This is a genomic window from Arthrobacter sp. SLBN-53, from assembly GCF_006715585.1.
GTDB classification, from domain to species: Bacteria; Actinomycetota; Actinomycetes; order Mycobacteriales; family Mycobacteriaceae; genus Mycobacterium; species Mycobacterium neoaurum_A.
This window is the reverse complement of sequence record NZ_VFNN01000001.1, coordinates 1,450,073-1,467,185: the sequence shown is the minus strand read 5'-3', so window position 1 is coordinate 1,467,185 and position 17,113 is coordinate 1,450,073. Positions and strand designations below refer to the sequence as shown.

17 protein-coding genes are annotated in these 17,113 nt (G+C 67.9%); 12 read left to right on the top strand and 5 right to left on the bottom strand.

All coding sequences use genetic code 11. From position 1 onward, the window contains the following. Nucleotides 1-33 precede the first annotated feature (33 nt). Together pruA and FBY28_RS06910 are read left to right on the top strand one after the other, a co-directional pair. The gene (pruA, locus tag FBY28_RS06915; RefSeq protein WP_141865380.1) at nucleotides 34-1,677 is read left to right on the top strand and encodes an L-glutamate gamma-semialdehyde dehydrogenase; all 1,644 of its coding nucleotides are present in this window, start codon (nucleotides 34-36) and stop codon (nucleotides 1,675-1,677) included. Then, nucleotides 1,674-2,621: a proline dehydrogenase family protein gene (locus tag FBY28_RS06910; RefSeq protein WP_141865379.1), complete on the top strand. Its 948-nt coding sequence runs from the start codon at nucleotides 1,674-1,676 to the stop codon at nucleotides 2,619-2,621. Before pruA ends, FBY28_RS06910 begins: the two co-directional genes overlap by 4 nt. 12 nt (nucleotides 2,622-2,633) lie before the next feature. On the opposite strand, the gene FBY28_RS06905 is transcribed toward FBY28_RS06910, so the two are convergent. Continuing rightward, on the bottom strand, nucleotides 2,634-3,128 hold the full coding sequence (locus FBY28_RS06905) for an Rv2253 family sensor-like surface protein (RefSeq protein ID WP_141865377.1): 495 nt from the start codon (nucleotides 3,126-3,128) through the stop codon (nucleotides 2,634-2,636). A gap of 121 nt (nucleotides 3,129-3,249) precedes the next feature. Further along, nucleotides 3,250-3,789: an NUDIX domain-containing protein gene (locus FBY28_RS06900; RefSeq protein ID WP_019510497.1), complete on the bottom strand. Its 540-nt coding sequence runs from the start codon at nucleotides 3,787-3,789 to the stop codon at nucleotides 3,250-3,252. Between the two features lie 23 nt (nucleotides 3,790-3,812). Here FBY28_RS06900 and FBY28_RS06895 point away from each other — a divergent pair, with 23 nt between their 5' ends. Continuing rightward, nucleotides 3,813-5,213, top strand: a complete 1,401-nt coding sequence (locus FBY28_RS06895; protein WP_141865375.1) for an acyl-CoA synthetase — start codon at nucleotides 3,813-3,815, stop codon at nucleotides 5,211-5,213. 92 nt (nucleotides 5,214-5,305) lie between these two features. Next, on the top strand, nucleotides 5,306-5,644 hold the full coding sequence (locus FBY28_RS06890) for a VOC family protein (protein WP_141865373.1): 339 nt from the start codon (nucleotides 5,306-5,308) through the stop codon (nucleotides 5,642-5,644). Between the two features lie 111 nt (nucleotides 5,645-5,755). Here the strand turns inward: FBY28_RS06890 and dapD are convergent, their stop codons facing one another. Further along, nucleotides 5,756-6,700, bottom strand: a complete 945-nt coding sequence (dapD, locus tag FBY28_RS06885) for a 2,3,4,5-tetrahydropyridine-2,6-dicarboxylate N-succinyltransferase (protein ID WP_141865371.1) — start codon at nucleotides 6,698-6,700, stop codon at nucleotides 5,756-5,758. A 34-nt stretch (nucleotides 6,701-6,734) separates the two neighbouring features. Between dapD and dapE the strand changes: the two genes are divergently transcribed. After that, nucleotides 6,735-7,802, top strand: coding sequence for a succinyl-diaminopimelate desuccinylase (gene dapE, locus FBY28_RS06880; RefSeq protein WP_141865369.1), 1,068 nt, complete (start codon nucleotides 6,735-6,737; stop codon nucleotides 7,800-7,802). Between the two features lie 108 nt (nucleotides 7,803-7,910). Next, nucleotides 7,911-9,497: an ABC-F family ATP-binding cassette domain-containing protein gene (locus FBY28_RS06875; RefSeq protein ID WP_141865367.1), complete on the top strand. Its 1,587-nt coding sequence runs from the start codon at nucleotides 7,911-7,913 to the stop codon at nucleotides 9,495-9,497. Between the two features lie 12 nt (nucleotides 9,498-9,509). Here the strand turns inward: FBY28_RS06875 and FBY28_RS06870 are convergent, their stop codons facing one another. Both FBY28_RS06870 and FBY28_RS06865 read right to left on the bottom strand, forming a co-directional pair. Next, on the bottom strand, nucleotides 9,510-10,283 hold the full coding sequence (locus FBY28_RS06870; protein ID WP_141865365.1) for a type VII secretion target: 774 nt from the start codon (nucleotides 10,281-10,283) through the stop codon (nucleotides 9,510-9,512). Between the two features lie 68 nt (nucleotides 10,284-10,351). Beyond that, nucleotides 10,352-11,572 (bottom strand): hypothetical protein, encoded by a 1,221-nt coding sequence (locus tag FBY28_RS06865; RefSeq protein ID WP_141865363.1) that lies wholly within the window; start codon nucleotides 11,570-11,572, stop codon nucleotides 10,352-10,354. 60 nt (nucleotides 11,573-11,632) lie between these two features. On the opposite strand from FBY28_RS06865, the gene log reads away from it, so the two are divergent. The 6 genes from log (at nucleotide 11,633) to FBY28_RS06835 (ending at nucleotide 16,972) form a co-directional block, all read left to right on the top strand. Next, nucleotides 11,633-12,187 (top strand): cytokinin riboside 5'-monophosphate phosphoribohydrolase, encoded by a 555-nt coding sequence (log, locus tag FBY28_RS06860; RefSeq protein ID WP_019510489.1) that lies wholly within the window; start codon nucleotides 11,633-11,635, stop codon nucleotides 12,185-12,187. A gap of 9 nt (nucleotides 12,188-12,196) precedes the next feature. After that, nucleotides 12,197-13,969, top strand: coding sequence for a long-chain-acyl-CoA synthetase FadD6 (gene fadD6, locus FBY28_RS06855; protein ID WP_141865360.1), 1,773 nt, complete (start codon nucleotides 12,197-12,199; stop codon nucleotides 13,967-13,969). Between the two features lie 76 nt (nucleotides 13,970-14,045). Continuing rightward, complete coding sequence (gene folP / locus FBY28_RS06850) at nucleotides 14,046-14,921, top strand: dihydropteroate synthase (protein WP_141865358.1); 876 nt, start codon at nucleotides 14,046-14,048, stop codon at nucleotides 14,919-14,921. Nucleotides 14,922-15,024: 103 nt separating this feature from the next. Continuing rightward, a complete protein-coding gene (locus tag FBY28_RS06845) occupies nucleotides 15,025-15,993 on the top strand; it encodes a glucosyl-3-phosphoglycerate synthase (protein ID WP_019510485.1) in 969 nt (322 codons plus the stop codon). Between the two features lie 44 nt (nucleotides 15,994-16,037). Continuing rightward, nucleotides 16,038-16,394: a DivIVA domain-containing protein gene (locus FBY28_RS06840; RefSeq protein ID WP_141865355.1), complete on the top strand. Its 357-nt coding sequence runs from the start codon at nucleotides 16,038-16,040 to the stop codon at nucleotides 16,392-16,394. Then, nucleotides 16,391-16,972 (top strand): DNA-3-methyladenine glycosylase I, encoded by a 582-nt coding sequence (locus tag FBY28_RS06835; protein WP_524912011.1) that lies wholly within the window; start codon nucleotides 16,391-16,393, stop codon nucleotides 16,970-16,972. The genes FBY28_RS06840 and FBY28_RS06835 overlap by 4 nt, the downstream gene beginning before the upstream one ends. Nucleotides 16,973-17,113: the final 141 nt, after the last annotated feature.

The window sequence follows — 17,113 nt, the reverse complement described above, 5'->3', positions numbered from 1 at the left end:
AGATTCCGGACGTTGCCACGTCATCCTGAGGCCATGAACGCCATCACCGGCATCGCACAGGTGCCCGCACCCACCAACGAGCCCGTGCACGAATACGCACCCGGTTCCCCCGAACGCACCCGGCTGACCGCAGCGCTGAACGAACTGTCCGGCAACGCGATCGACCTGCCCCACGTGATCGCCGGTGTCCATCGGATGGGCGGCGGCGAGTCCATCGATGTGGTGCAGCCGCATCGACACCGCGCGCGGTTGGGCACCATGACCAACGCCGGGCACGCCGAGGCGCAGGCTGCCATCGAGGCCGCCGAAGATGCCAAGGCGCAGTGGGCGCACCTACCCTTCGAGGAACGGGCGGCGGTGTTCCTGCGGGCGGCCGACCTGCTGGCCGGGCCGTGGCGGGAGAAGATCGCGGCGGCCACCATGCTGGGCCAATCCAAGACGGCGTATCAGGCCGAGATCGACGCGCCCTGCGAGCTCGTCGACTTCTGGCGGTTCAACGTGGCGTTCGCACGGCAGATCCTGGCCCAGCAACCCGTGAGCGGTCCCGGAGTGTGGAACCGTACCGATCACCGACCGCTGGAGGGTTTCGTCTACGCGATCACCCCGTTCAACTTCACCGCCATCGCGGCCAACCTGCCCACCGCGCCCGCCCTGATGGGCAATACCGTGATTTGGAAACCCGCACCTACCCAGACGTTCTCGGCATACCTCACCATGCAGCTGCTGGAGGCAGCGGGACTGCCGCCCGGCGTGATCAACCTGCTCACCGGTGACGGGAAGGCCGTATCGGAGGTGGTGCTGGCCGATCCGCGGCTGGCAGGCATCCACTTCACCGGATCCACGGCGACGTTCCGACACCTGTGGCGGCAGGTCGGTACGCACGTCGAGCGCTACCGCAGCTATCCGCGGCTGGTGGGTGAGACCGGCGGTAAGGATTTCGTGCTGGCCCATTCCAGCGCCCGGCCGGATGTGCTGCGCACCGCGCTGATCCGGGGCGCCTTCGATTATCAGGGCCAGAAATGCTCGGCAGCATCGAGGGCATATGTGCCGCGGTCGGTCTGGCAGCAGATGGGCGATGACCTGCTGTCGGCCACCGAGGCGCTGCGCTACGGCGATGTCACCGATCTGAGCAACTATGGCGGCGCGCTGATCGATGCCCGCGCCTACGACAAGAACGTCCGCGCCCTGCAGCGGGCCAAGAGCACACCCGGGCTGACCATCGCCGTCGGCGGCGAATATGACGACAGCGAAGGGTATTTCGTGCGGCCGACGGTGCTGCTGGCCGACGACCCCAGCGACGAGTCGTTCGCCACGGAGTACTTCGGACCGATTCTGGCCGTCCACATCTATCCCGATGCGGAGTTCGACCGCATCCTGACCGTGGTGGATCAGACCGCGCCGTACGCGTTGACCGGTGCGGTGATCGCCGATGACCGCACCGCCATCGTCACCGCCCAGGATCGTCTGCGGCAGACGGCGGGCAACTTCTACGTCAACGACAAGCCCACCGGTGCAGTGGTCGGCCAGCAACCGTTCGGTGGCGCGCGCGCCTCGGGCACCAATGACAAGGCCGGATCCCCGTTGAATCTGCAGCGCTGGACGTCACCGCGATCCATCAAGGAGACGTTCGTGCCACCCACCCGGCATGAGTATCCGCACATGGGAGACCGGCGATGAGTGTGTTCACCCGGGTGGCGCGCCCGGCGATCCTGGCAGCCGGCCGGCGCGACGGTCTACGTCGCACCGCGCAACGATTACCGATCACCCGTGCGGTGGTGCACCGATTCGTCCCCGGTGACACCGTGCAGGACGCCATGACATCGGTGGCCGACCTTCGGGATTCCGGCCGGATGGTGTCCATCGACCATCTCGGTGAGGATGTCGACGACATCGCGACCGCCCAGGCCACCGTGCGGGCCTATCTCGGCCTCCTGGACGCGCTGCACGCCCGCGCCGAGACCGCCTCGGCGGTACGACCGTTGGAGGTGTCGCTGAAACTGTCCGCGCTCGGCCAGGCCCTCGAACGCGACGGTGAGAAGGTGGCGCTGGAGAATGCCAGGGTCATCTGTGAGCGGGCCGCCACGGCCGGGGTGTGGGTGACCGTCGATGCCGAGGACCACACCACCACCGACTCGACGCTGTCGATCGTGCGCGATCTACGGGCCGACTTCGGGTGGGTGGGCACGGTGCTGCAGGCCTATCTGAAACGCACCCCGGCCGATTGTGCCGATCTGGCGGACTCTCGGATCCGGCTGTGCAAAGGCGCCTATGACGAACCGGCCTCGGTGGCCCACCGCGATGCCGAGGAGGTCACCGAGTCCTATCTGCGGTGCCTGCGGATCCTGATGGCGGGAACCGGCTATCCGATGGTCGCCTCCCACGATCCGGCGATCATCGAAAGGGTGCCCGGTCTGGCGGCCGAATACGGGCGTGGCGCCGATGATTTCGAGTACCAGATGCTCTACGGCATCCGCGACGACGAGCAGCGCCGGCTTGCAGACGCCGGCGGACGGGTTCGGGTGTACGTGCCCTTCGGCTCGCAGTGGTACGGCTACTTCGTGCGTCGCCTTGCCGAACGACCCGCCAACCTCATGTTCTTCCTGCGCGCATTGCGGGACTGATCGTCAGGAGCGTCAGGGAGCGGGGAATGCCGCGGCCGGAATCAGCACGTTACCGCGGCACGGCCCACTGAGGATGTCGGTGTACCAACTGCCCTGCAACGAACCGTCGGGCTGCGGTGTGTAGGTGACCCACGACTGCGCGGGGCTGTACACCCGCGGCAACCCCTCACCGCGGAAGCACTCCCACTGCCAGTTGTAGCTGAAGGTCCACTTGCCTGCGCTCCAGGTGTAGCGCTGCGGTTGCGGGATGGTGGGATTCGACGGTGCCGGCCCGTCCACGACGGTCGCCACACAGGCGGTTCCGCAGGCGGTGGCGAATGTGTAGAGCGCCGTCAGGTCACCCTCGGGCTGGCGCGCCGCGACGCTGGTGCCGTTCTTCTGCGACGCGTAGCTCACGACCTGATAGCGACCGTTCCACCACTGGGCTGCAGCGCCGGCCGAGGGTGCGGGAAAGAGGCCGGCCACCATAAGGGCGGCAAGCGCGGCGCACAGTCGACGGACCAACATCCCTTTCCCATTTCAGTCGTGGAATCAGCTCTGTCCAACCGTAACTGCGGGTTATGACAAAAATGCGGATCGTCATATCCGTTGCGTCAATTAGAGACCACATTGTGACGCAATTCCGGTGTCAATTCCGTTCGGACAGCAGGACCATGGCCCATGCCGCAATGGTCTGCGCGTCGGTGATCGCGCCGCCGCGGATCATCTCCTCGATCTGGGCGGCCGTGAACCACTCGCTGCGCATGTCCTGCTCTTCGTGCTCACGCTCATGAGCGCCCTCGTGCAATCCGGTGGCCAGGAAGACCCAGCCGCGTTGGCTGCTCATCCCGGGGGCCACGTCCAGCATGCCCAGCCGCACCAAGGATTCGGCCCGCAGCCCGGTCTCCTCTCGCAACTCGCGGGCGGCCAGTTCCTCGGGCTCCAGGTCGGCCAGATCCGGTGCGGTGCCCTGCGGGAATTCCCAGCGCCGCAACCCGATCGGATATCGATACTGCTCTACCAGGTGGAACCGGTCCGAGTCGCGGGCGATCACGAGTGCGTACGTGGGCTTGTCGATGACGCCATAGATGCCCTCGCTGCCGTCGGGCCTGCGGATGGCATCCTCGCGCACCGTCATCCAGTTGTTGCGGTATACCTCACGACTGGACAGCCGTTCGATGCGGGCCATGGCCCAAGAGTAACCTCGCATGGGTGTTGCTGACCTCGCTGGACCCGGCCGCGGTCGCCGCCGGGCACGACCTTGCCGACGCCGTGCGCATCGATGGTGTGAGCCTGAGTCGCAGCGACCTGGTGGGCGCGGGAACCTCGGTCGCCGAACGGGTCGCGCGAGCACAGCGGGTGGCCATCCTGGCCACCCCGACGGCCACCACGGTGCTGGCGGTCATCGGCTGTCTGATCGCCGGGGTGCCGTTCGTCCCGGTGCCGCCCGACGTCGGTGCCACCGAGCGCGCACATCTGCTGAACGATTCGGGGGCGCAGGCCTGGCTCGGTGAGCTTCCCGCCGAAACCGAAGGCCTGCCGCATATTCCGGTGCGCATGCACGCGCGGTCCTGGCATCGTTACGCAGAACCTGCGCCGCAGTCTACGGCCATGGTCATGTACACGTCGGGAACCACCGGGCTGCCCAAGGGCGTGAAGATCAGCAGGCAGGCCATCGCCGCCGATATCGACGCACTCGCGCAGGCCTGGCAATGGACGGCCGAGGACACCCTGGTGCACGGGCTGCCGCTGTTTCACGTGCACGGTCTGGTCTTGGGCCTGCTGGGATCGCTGCGGATCGGAAACCGGTTTGTGCACACCGGGAAACCGTCACCGGCCGGTTACGCCGAGGCGCGTGGTTCGCTGTACTTCGGGGTGCCCACGGTGTGGTCGCGGATCGCCGCCGACGAGCAGGCCGCGCGCGCACTGGCAGGGGCGCGGTTGCTGGTGTCCGGCAGCGCGGCCCTCCCGGTGCCGGTGTTCGAGGAGCTGGTCCGGCTGACCGGGCATGCGCCCGTCGAGCGATATGGCAGCACCGAATCGCTGATCACCCTGAGCACCAGAGCCGACGGTGAGCGGCGTCCCGGGTGGGTCGGGCTACCGCTGGACGGGGTGCAGACCCGCCTTGTCGACGAGCACGGCGCGCTCGTGCCGCACGACGGTGAGACGATCGGGCACCTGCAGCTCAAGGGGCCCACCGTGTTCACGGGCTATCTCAACCGCGAGGATGCCACCGCCGAGGCCTTCGATCCCGAGGGCTGGTTCCGCACCGGCGATGTCGCGGTGATCGATGCCGATGGCATGCACCGCATCGTCGGCCGCGAGTCGGTGGATCTGATCAAGTCCGGTGGATACCGGATCGGTGCCGGTGAGATCGAGACCGTCCTGCTCGGGTATCCCGGCATCGACGAGGTGGCGGTCGTCGGGCTGCCCGATGCGGATCTGGGACAGCGCATCGTCGCCTTCGTCGTCGGGAATGTCGAGCCACAACGGGTGATCGACTTTGTGGCCGAACAGCTTTCGGTGCACAAGCGGCCGCGTGAGGTGCGCATCGTCGAGAGTCTGCCGCGTAATGCGATGGGCAAGGTGCTCAAGAAGGAGCTGGCCGAGTGACCCGGGAGTCGACCGATGGCGCGGGAGACGGGCGTGAGTGAGGATCGCAGCGAGGGACGAGCGAGGACCGGAGCGAACGCGGGAGTCGACCGATGTCTTTGACCTTTGACGAGATCTGCATCGACGCCCATGACCCGGAGGCGCTCGGTCAGTGGTGGTCGCGGGTGCTGGACTGGCCCGCGCACACCGACGCCGACGGTGATGTGGTGCTGACCCCGCCACCCGGCCAGGGCCCGAAGTGGCTGTTCCTGGCGGTCGCGGACGACAAGGTGGTCAAGAACCGCATCCACCTGGACTTCCGGCCCGATGATCAGGCCGCCGAGGTGGCCCGGGTGCTCGCGCTGGGCGCCACCCACGTTGACATCGGCCAGGGCGAGCAGAGCTGGGTCGTGCTGGCCGACCCGGAGGGCAACGAGTTCTGCATCCTCTGATCCCCGGCGAGCAGACGTAGAACTGCTGCTTTCAGCGCGAAATCGACAGTTTTACGTTCCCCCGCAAGCGGGAGGTGCCCCCAGCTCGCGGGAGAAATCCGGTCGCGACGATCAGTTGGCGTGCAGCGCCTCGTTCAGCGTGATGCCGGTGCCGTCGCGCTTGACGACCTCCACTGCGCCGGACACCGAGTTGCGGCGGAACAGCAGGTTGTTCGACCCGGACAGCTCCTTGGCCTTGATGGTCTGGCCGTCGCCGGTGGTGACCTTGGTGCCGCCGGTGACATACAGCCCGGCCTCGACGACGCAATCGTCGCCCAGCGAGATGCCCACACCGGCGTTGGCGCCCAGCAAGCAGCGCTTGCCGATCGAGATGACCTCTTTACCGCCGCCGGACAGCGTGCCCATGATGGAGGCGCCGCCGCCGACATCGGAGCCGTCGTCGACGACCACACCGGCGGAGATACGTCCCTCGACCATCGAGTTGCCGAGCGTGCCTGCGTTGAAGTTGACGAAGCCCTCGTGCATCACGGTGGTGCCGGGGGCCAGGTGCGCCCCGAGGCGGACGCGGTCGGCATCGGCGATACGCACCCCGGCGGGCAGCACGTAGTCCACCATCCGCGGGAACTTGTCGACCCCGTAGACGGCGACCGCGCCGCGGCTGCGGAGCTTGGCGCGCACCAGTTCGAAGCCCTCGACCGCGGCCGGGCCGAAGTTGGTCCACACCACATTGGCGAGCAGGCCGAAGATGCCGTCGAGGTTCGCCTCGTGCGGCTTGGTCAGCCGGTGGCTGAGCAGGTGCAGCCGCAGGTAGGCGTCATAGGTGTCGACGGGCTTGTCGTCCAGGGCGGCGATGCTGGTGCGCACCGCCACGACCTCGACATCGCGCTCGGCATCCGGGCCGGTCAGCGCGCCGAGGGACTCGGGCAACTCGGCCACAGAGAGTCGCACCGTGCCGGTGCTGCCGTCGCCGGTCAGCTCGGGGGCGGGAAACCAGGTGTCCAGTACGGTTCCGTCGGCGGCGATGGTGGCCAGGCCGACGCCAGATGCGGCAGTCACGTCGCCCTACGTTACTGGACTACGGTTGACCGTCATGGGGCTAGACCTGCGCGCCGACCCGATCACACTGACCGCCGCCCTGGTGGACATCCCCAGCGAGTCGCGTCACGAGCAGCGCATCGCCGACGAGATCGAGTCCGCGCTCCGGGCGCAGGCCCCGCACTTCGAGGTCATCCGCTCCGGGAACGCGGTGTTGGCGCGCACCAACCTGGGCCGCAGCTCCCGGGTGCTGCTGGCCGGGCACACCGACACCGTGCCCGCCGCCGACAATGTGCCGAGCCGTCGCGACGGGGACCTGATGTACGGCTGCGGTACCTCGGACATGAAATCCGGTGACGCGGTGTTCCTGCACCTCGCCGCCACCATCGCCGAGCCCGCCCATGATCTGACCCTGGTCATGTACGACTGCGAGGAGATCGAGTCCAGCGCCAACGGCCTGGGCCGCATCGAGCGAGAGCTGCCGGAGTGGTTGGCCGCCGATGTGGCGATCCTCGGGGAGCCCTCCGGCGGTTTCATCGAGGCGGGCTGCCAGGGAACCATCCGCGTGGTGGCCACGGCCTCGGGAACCCGAGCGCACTCGGCGCGATCTTGGCTGGGCGACAACGCCATCCACAAACTCGGCGCCGTGCTCGACAGACTTTCCCGGTATCAGGCCCGCAGCGTGGACATCGATGGCTGCGTGTACCGCGAAGGGTTGTCCGCCGTGCGGATCGACGGTGGCATCGCGGGCAATGTCATCCCTGACGCCGCGTCGGTGACCATCAACTTCCGCTTCGCGCCCGACCGCAGCGTCGAGCAGGCGGTGGCGCACGTGCACGAGGTGCTCGCGGGCCTCGACGTGACCTGCGAGACCACCGACGCGGCCGCCGGCGCGCTGCCGGGGCTGGCCAATCCCGCTGCGGCGGCACTGGTCGCCGCGGCCGGGGGACAGGTGCGCGCCAAGTACGGCTGGACCGATGTGTCCCGCTTCGCCGCGCTGGGCATCGCCGCGGTGAACTACGGGCCGGGCGACCCGAACCTGGCGCACAAGGTCGACGAACATGTCGACATCACCGCGATCACCGCGACTACCGAGACGTTGCGGGCGTACTTAACCGCTTGACCCGATGGGTAGCATGGTTTTCGTGCTGGGAATCGACGACATCTCCGGGTAAGTCCCCGAGATTTCTGCTGTCGTCCACCATCCTCTTCGTCTCCGTGGAGTCCCCGCATGTCTATTGTGCTGTCCCATCTTTCGTTCAGCTGGCCCGATGGCACCGTCGTATTCGACGAGCTGTCGTCTTCGTTCGGCCGTGGCCGCACCGGCCTGGTCGCGCCCAACGGCGCGGGCAAGACCACCTTGTTGCGGCTCATCGCCGGAGAATTGACACCGACCGCAGGCAGTCTCACGGTCGACGGCGTCCTCGGATACCTGCCGCAGAATCTGCCGTTCCTGGCCCGGCACACGGTGTCCGACGTCCTCGGCATCACCGCGGTGCTGGCGGCGCTGGATGCGCTGACCGCAGGCGATGCGAGCGAGCATGTGTTCACCGCGATCGGTGACGACTGGGACATCGCCGAACGGTCGCGCGCCCAGCTCGACCGGCTGGGCCTTGTGGACCTGGAGCTGGACCGGCCGCTGTCCACGCTCTCCGGTGGGCAGGTGGTCTCACTCGGGCTGACCGCGCAGCTGCTGCGCCACCCTGATGTGCTGCTGCTCGACGAACCCACCAACAATTTGGATATCGATGCGCGTCAACGTCTCTACGCGGCTCTCGACGATTTCGGCGGATGCCTGCTCGTGGTGAGTCACGACCGGGTGTTGTTGGACCGGATGGACGGTATCGCCGAACTCCGGGACGGCGAGGTGTCGCACTTCGGTGGCGGGTTCACCGACTACCAGGAAGCGGTGCGGTCGGCACAGGAATTGGCCGAGAACAACATCCGCAATGCCGAGCAGGAGCTCAAACGGCAGAGGCAGCAGATGCAGCAGGCCAGGGAACGCGCCGACAAGCGGGCGTCCACCGCCAAACGCAATCTCAAGGATGCCGGTCTGCCGAAAATTGTTGCGGGCAAGTTGAAACGGGATGCCCAACAGTCCGCGGCCAAGGCCGATGACATGCACGCGCGGCGCGTCGGTGACGCCCGCAGTCGCCTCGACGATGCCGAGCGTGCCCTGCGTGAGGAGGACGTGGTCGCCCTCGACCTTCCGGAGACCGAGGTACCCGCCGGCCGGGTGCTGTTCAGCGGAACCGGCTTGTCGTCGCCGGTTTTCGCAGATATCGATCTGGACATCCGTGGCCCGGAGCGCATCGCACTGACCGGTGGCAACGGGGTCGGAAAGTCGACGTTGCTGCGCATCATCGCCGGTGATCTCGAACCGGGTGACGGCGTCGTGCAGCGTGGCGACGGGCGGATCGCCTATCTGTCCCAGCGTCTGGACCTCCTCGACGAGCGGGCCACGGTGGCCGACAGTCTGGCGGTCTCCGCACCCGGCCTGTCGATCACCCGGCGCCGGCACCTGTTGGCGCAGTTCCTGTTCCGGGGCGATCGCATCGATCTGCCGATCGCCGCGCTGTCCGGGGGCGAGCGGTTGCGGGCGACCCTGGCGTGTGTGCTGTTCGCCGAGCCCGCGCCCCAGCTGTTGCTGCTCGACGAGCCGACCAACAATCTCGACCTGGCCAGCGTCGCGCAGCTGGAGTCTGCCCTGAACGCCTACCGCGGCGCCTTCGTCGTGGTCAGCCACGACCGAAGCTTCCTGGACAACATCGGTATCCAGCGGCGGTTGCGGCTGGCCGACGGGGTGTTGGCGACGTAGTTGACGGCCGGCCTAATCCACCTGGGGGCGCGTCGGCGCGGGCTGCGCCGGGGCGGGGGCCTCGACCGGCGCCCGCCCGGAACCGTCCTGCCCGCCCTGCGCGTCGGCGGCTTCGGTGCGCTCGCCGGTCTCACGGCGTTCGGCGCGATCGGCCTTCTCGGCGTTCTCCGCGACGGCTTTCTCCGCATCCTTCAATTCGTCGCGGGAGGGTGGTTTCATGCCCGCGCCGCCGGCAGCACCCGCCGCACCGGCACTGCCGGCCGCTTGGACGGCCTGCTGGACACCCTGCATGATCTGCTGCGGAACCTGTTGCAGCCCTTGGGCCAAGCCCTGCAGCGGTGCGGTGACGGACTGGGCGAGCTGGCCGACCTGCTGGCCGACCTGACCCATGATCTGGCCCATCTGGCCCATCGCGTCGGCTCCACCGGCACCCGCCGCACCGGCAGCACCCGTCCCACCGGCACCGGGCTGCCCGCCGTCCAATGCGTCGGCGGCCGCCCGCAGTCGCCGGCCGCCTTCCTCGTCGCCACCGGCGTAGGCCCTGGCCGCCTGCTGCAACAGATCCGAGATCGTCGATGCCGAGGTGGAGGTGGCGCCCATGGCCCCGCCGCGCCCGCTCAGTGCCGACCCCAACGCGGTGCTGACCGACGCGGCGATGGCCCCGTGGCTGTTGTTAAGGCCGGTGCCGTCGAGAGCGGGCAGTCCGACCAGGCCCGAGTTGACGTCCGAATGCGTCTGCGCATAGTTACGCACCCCGTCGGTCTGGACGGAAAACTGATCGGTCATGAGCGGCCCCCGTTCGATATCGCACCAATTCTATGGCGGCACCGCCGCGGTGAACTGCACGAATCTGGTCAGCTCCGACCGGCCTGCCGCGCCGCGTCGCGGGCCGCCGCGCCCCAGCCCAGCCCATCCCACCGCGCGGCCACGGATTCGAGTCCGGCGATATCGCCCATCGACAGCGCTTGCGCATGCTCGGCGGTCAGCCTGCCGAACACACACTCACACGACACACCGGCGATCGCCTCCGCGGCGCGGGTGTCACCGAGGCGGACCGCATCGTGCAGTGCCCGCAACGCCACCGCATGCTGCCCGCCCCGCAACGCCGCGCGCGCTGCTTCGCGGGCGGCCCGCACCGCACCCGCCTGATCCCGCCGGGTAGCCGCCGTCCAGGCCTTGGCGAGCGCCAGCTCCGGGGCGAAGAGCATGGACTTCAAACCGTGCCGGGACTCTGCTCGCGACAGGGCCTTGGCCGCGTCGACCGCCCGCCCCTGCTGAGCGTGCGCCTGCGCCAACAACATCCACGCCAGCGGCCCCCACGAGTATCCCGTCGTCGACAGCGCCGGCGCCGCTTCCCGCAACCCCTCGACCGCCTCGTCGAGCATCCCGCGGGCCAGCGCGATATCGGCGCGCAGCACCAGCGCGATCGCCCGTGACGGGCCGGTATCGCACACCAGCCCGTCGGCCACCTCGTCGGCGGCACCGATGTCACCGGTCAGCAGTCGCGCGGTGATCTGGCCATAGGCCGAGGTGAAGCGCAGCACTCCGGGGTGCCCGGCCGCGCCCGCCCGGGCGGCCAGTCCATCGACCTGGTCGAACCGGCCCATCCTGGCCGCAGACAGCCCGGCGGCCGCCGCGGCCCAGCCGACCGCACGATCCTCGGCGTGGTCGCACGACAGCACCGACTCGGCGATGTCCAGCGCCCGCTGTGGGCTACCGGCGTTCATCGCGAACGTGCACAGCAACGCATCGATCGTCACCGCCGAAGACAGCCGGCCGCGGATCGCCCGCAGGAATGCCGTTGCCCGTTCCGGCTGATCGAGCATCCAGAACTGATTGGCCGCCCGCGGCAGCGCCCACGCGATGAGGTCCCCGTCGCCGAGACCAGCGGGATCCACCTGCGCCAAGACCGCGTCGGCATCGGTGCCGCGGCCCTGCCAGGCCAGCGCCTGGGCCAGGATCAACAGGGCGGGTAACGACGTGCCGTCGGCCAGCGCGCTGCGCGCCTGTTCCTCCGCGACGGCCAGGTCACCACGGGCCAGCGCCGCAGCGGCAGCGTCGACCAGATCCGGCACAGCGGCAGTCTAGGGCGAATGTCGATGGAACCTCGGCGAAACCGTCGGTACGTTCTACCCGTGCCCGAAACCCGCCCCTGGGCCGTCTGCGTGTACTGCGCATCCGGCCCCACCCATCCCGAACTGCTCAAACTCGCCGGCGAGGTCGGACGGTCCATCGCCGACCGGGGCTGGACCCTGGTCTCCGGCGGCGGCAACGTCTCGGCGATGGGCGCCGTCGCCGATGGTGCCCGCCAGCACAACGGAGCCACCATCGGGGTCATCCCGAAGGCGCTCGTGCACCGCGAACTCGCCGACGTCGACGCCGACGAACTGGTCGTCACCGACACCATGCGGGAACGCAAGCAGGTCATGGAGGAGCGTGCCGATGCCTTCATCGCGCTGCCCGGCGGGATCGGCACGCTCGAGGAGTTCTTCGAGGCATGGACGGCCGGCTACCTGGGCATGCACGACAAGCCCATCATCATGCTCGACCCGTTCGGGCACTACGACGGTTTGCTGACCTGGTTGCGCGGCCTGGTTGCGACCGGATACGTCAGCGAAGGTGCGCTGGACCGGTTGGTGGTCACCGCCGATGTTGAGACGGCTCTCAGCGCATGTAGCCCGAATCACTAAGGTGTGGTCATGAGTGACGACACGACGCGCACCAGCGTGGGACTGCTGGAAATCGCCACCAAACTCCCAGGCTTCCTCCGCGATGCGCCGGCCATTGCCCGCGGCGTCCTGACCGGCATGAGTGCCCGGCCCTCGGCCAAGACATCCATCGGCAAGGTGTTCCAGGAACGCGCCGCACAGTACGGCGACAGGGTGTTCCTGAAATTCGACGACCAACAGATCACCTATCGCAAGGCCAACGAGACGGTCAACCGATACGCGGCGGTGCTGGCGGCCAAGGGCGTTGGCCACGGCGACGTGGTCGGCATCATGCTGCGCAATTCGCCCGACTCGGTGCTGTTGATGCTGGCGACGGTCAAGTGCGGTGCCACCGCGGGCATGCTGAACTACCACCAGCGCGGAAACGTGCTGGCGCACAGCATCGGTCTGCTGAACGCCAAGGCGATCATCGCCGAGTCCGATCTCGTCGAGCCGATCACCGAGAGCGGGGTTCAGACAACCGGTCTGACGACTCTGGAGGAGATGCGCCAGGCCGCCACCACCGCGCCCACCACCAATCCGGCGACCACCGCCGCGGTGCTGGCCGGGGACAAGGCTTTCTACATCTTCACCTCCGGAACGACCGGTATGCCCAAGGCCAGCGTCATGACGCACTACCGCTGGCTGCGCGCGTTGGCCGGCTTCGGCGGATTGGGGCTGCGGCTCAACAGCAGCGACACCCTGTATTGCTGCCTGCCGCTCTATCACAACAATGCGCTGACTGTCTCGGTCGGTTCGGTGCTGAACGCGGGAGCCGCACTGGCCCTTGGCAAGTCGTTCTCGGCATCACGCTTCTGGGATGACGTCATCCGGTTCGACGCCACCGCGTTCGTCTACATCGGCGAGATCTGCGGATACCTGCTCAACCAGCCGCCCAAGCCCACCGACCGAGCGCACAAGGTGCGCGTCATCGTCGGCAACGGGTTGCGGCCGGCCATCTGGGACCAGTTCGTCGAGCGGTTCGGAATTCCGCGGGTCTGCGAGTTCTACGCGGCCAGCGAGGGCAACACCGCCTTCGTCAACGTCTTCAACGTGTCCAAGTCGACCGGCATCTGCCCGAGCCCGGTGGCCTACGTCGAATACGACCTGGAATCCGGCGAGCCCGCCAGGGGCCCCGACGGGCGGCTGCGCAAGGTCAAGCGCGGCCAGCCTGGCCTGCTGCTGTCCAAGGTCAGCAGTTTCCAGCCGTTCGACGGCTACACCGACAAGTCCGCCTCGGAGAAGAAGCTGGTCCGCGACGCGTTCAAGGACGGCGACGTCTGGTTCAACACCGGCGATCTGATGCGCGCGCAGGGATTCGGCCACGCCGCCTTCGCCGACCGGCTCGGGGACACCTTCCGCTGGAAGGGCGAGAACGTCGCCACCACCGAGGTGGAGGCCGCCATCTCGGCCGACAGCCAGGTCGAGGAGGCGACCGTGTTCGGCGTCGAGGTACCCGGGGCCGGCGGCCGGGCGGGCATGGTGGCGCTGCAGCTCAAGGACGGCCAGGAATTCGACGGTGCGGCGCTGGCAAAGTCGGTCTACGCGAACCTGCCGGGGTACGCGGTTCCGCTGTTCGTCCGGATCGTCAAGGAATTGGCGCACACCTCGACGTTCAAGAGCCAGAAGGTCGAGCTACGCAAACAGGGCTACGGCGACGAGGTCGAGGACCCGCTGTACGTGCTGGCCGGCAAGGACGAGGGCTACGTGCCCTTCTACCCCGAGTACGTCGACGAGGTCGTCGAGGGCAAGCGCCCCAAGTAGGTGATTCGGCTGGGTGACTCGGCTGGGTGATTCGGCGCGAGCCGGGGGCGGTCCGCGGCACGGCTAGCCTGGACGTGTGCAGCGGACTTTCCTCGGCCGCCCGGTCGCCGGTGACCGGGCCCTGATCATGGCGATCGTCAACCGCACGCCTGACTCCTTCTACGACCGCGGGGCCACCTTCTCCGACGAGGCGGCCAAGGAGGCCACCCACCGCAAGATCGCCGACGGCGCCGACATCATCGATATCGGCGGGGTCAAGGCCGGGCCCGGTCAGACCGTCGATGCGGACGAGGAGATCGCCAGGGTCGTGCCGTTCATCGAGTGGCTGCGTGGTGCCTACCCTGATCAGCTGATCAGCGTCGACACCTGGCGTGCGGCGGTGGCCAAGCAGGCCTGTGCGGCGGGGGCCGACCTGATCAACGACACCTGGGCCGGTGCCGATCCGGGTCTGCCCGAGGTCGCCGCCGAGTTCGGCGCCGGGCTGGTCTGCTCACACACCGGCGGCGCGGTTCCGCGCACCCGGCCGTTCCGGGTGCACTACGGCATCACCGAGCGTGGCGTGGTCGACGATGTCATCGCCGAGGTGACCGCTGCGGCCGAACGGGCGCACGCGATCGGTGTCGCCAGGGATCGGATCTTGATCGATCCGACCCACGATTTCGGGAAAAACACTCATCACGGTCTTAGTTTGTTGCGCCACGTAAAAGATCTTGTAAACACGGGATGGCCGGTCCTGATGGCCCTGAGCAACAAGGATTTTGTCGGGGAGACTCTGGGTGTGGGACTGACCGAACGCCTGGAGGGCACGCTGGCGGCGACGGCCTTGGCCGCCGCCGACGGAGCCGCCATGTTCCGGGTGCATGAGGTCGGCCCCACTCGACGCGTACTGGAGATGGTCGCGTCGATACAGGGATCGCGTCCGCCGACGCGCACGGTGAGGGGACTGGCATGACGTACAGCGAGCAGCCGAACGTGAGATTGTGCAGGACACCCAGCGAGCAGCCGAACGTGAGATTGTGCAGGACACCCAGCGAGCAGCCGAAGGCGGATCGCGCATGACTCTGATATCTGAGCTGACACCAGAACTGACCGATATCGACAAGACTGATGCGGTGGTGGGACACCCGTGGTTCGCAGACCACAGCTTCGGCCGTCCTGCGTGGACGGTCGAGGAACTCATCGAGGCCAAGCGGGGCCGCACCATCTCGGTGGTACTCCCGGCGCTCAACGAGGAGGAGACCGTCGCATCGGTGGTCGAGACCATCACCCCGCTGCTGGGCAACCTGGTCGACGAGCTGATCGTGCTGGACTCCGGTTCCACCGACGACACCGAGATCCGCGCGGTGGCCGCGGGTGCCCGGGTGATCAGCCGCGAAACCGCCCTGCCCGAACTTGCGCCGCGGTCCGGCAAGGGCGAGGTGCTGTGGCGCTCACTGGCCGCCACCACCGGCGACCTGGTGGTCTTCGTCGACTCGGATCTGATCGATCCCGACCCGATGTTCGTCCCGAAGCTGTTGGGTCCGTTGTTGACCGTCGACGGCGTGCACCTGGTCAAGGGTTTCTACCGGCGCCCGCTCAAGGTCAGCGGCAGCGAGGATGCCAATGGCGGCGGGCGGGTCACCGAACTGGTTGCGCGCCCGTTGCTGGCCGCCCTGCGCCCCGAGTTGACCTGTCTGTTGCAGCCGCTGGGCGGCGAGTACGCAGGCACCCGTGAACTGCTGACCTCGGTGCCGTTCGCACCGGCATACGGCGTGGAGATCGGCCTGCTGGTCGACACCTACAACCGGTACGGGCTGGACGGTATCGCGCAGGTCAACCTGGGGGTGCGGACACACCGCAACCGCCCGCTGACCGAACTGGCCAGCATGAGCCGCCAGGTGATCGCCACCCTGCTCAACCGGTGCGGGATCGAGGACTCCGGGATGGGGCTGACGCAGTTCTTCGCCGATGGTGACGACTACACGCCCCGCACGTCGGGGGTGTCGCTGGCCGACCGGCCGCCGATGAACACCCTGCGCCCGTAAGTCGTCGCACAGGCTTGTCACACCGGTAGGGCAGTATCGATATCGTGACGCTGATATTGATGTACCTGGTGGTGCTGATCCTGGTCGGCGCGGTGTTGTTTGCCATCGGAAGTGTGCTGTTCGGTCGCGGTGAGCAGCTGCCGCCGCTGCCGAAGGCCACGACGGCGACGGTCCTGCCCGCCTCGGGTGTCACCGGCGCCGATGTCGACGCGGTGAAGTTCACCCAGACCCTGCGCGGATACAAGACCAGCGAGGTCGACTGGGTGTTGGACCGCCTCGGTGCCGAACTCGACTCGGTGCGTGGCGAGTTGGCGGCACTGCGGGCCGCCTACGGTGTCGATGACCCGACCATGTTCCCGGCCGAGCACCGGGCCGCCCACACGCGCAGTGAGCAACCGTGACCGCCGCGGAGGTGGACACCCGGGTCCGATGCGGTTGGGTGCCAACGGGTTCAGCGCCGAATTCGGTGCTCTACCAGGAGTACCACGACACCGAGTGGGGTGTGCCGTTGCGCGGCGAGCGTGCCCTGTTCGAGCGCGTCAGCCTCGAGGCGTTCCAGAGTGGGCTGTCCTGGTTGACCATCCTGCGTAAGCGTGACGGGTTCCGCCGCGCCTTCGCCGGGTTCGACCCCGAACAGGTCGCGCGCTTCACCGATGCCGATATCGCGCGCCTGATGGATGATGTCGAGATCGTGCGCAACCGCGCGAAGATCGAGGCCACCATCAACAACGCGCGTGTCATCGGTGATCTCGATGTCGACTTCTCGGATTTGCTGTGGTCTTTCGCGCCGGCCCGGCGGCCCCGCCCGGAAGTGATGGCCGATGTCCCCGCGGTCACTGCGGAATCGACCGCGATGGCCAAGGAACTGAAGCGTCGCGGCTTTCGCTTCGTGGGGCCGACGACGGCCTATGCGCTGATGCAGGCGACCGGGATGGTCGACGACCATATAGCGACGTGCTGGGTGCCCAGTGCGGGGTAGCTCGCCTCGATCCGGTCACGTTCCGTCAGTTTTGCCGGGTCTTTTCACACCCCGCCGTAGCGATAGGGAACAATAGGATGAGTTCACTGGCAATTCTGTGCCGGCACACGCCGGTCTTGATCGGGTCCGTTTCACAGCGGG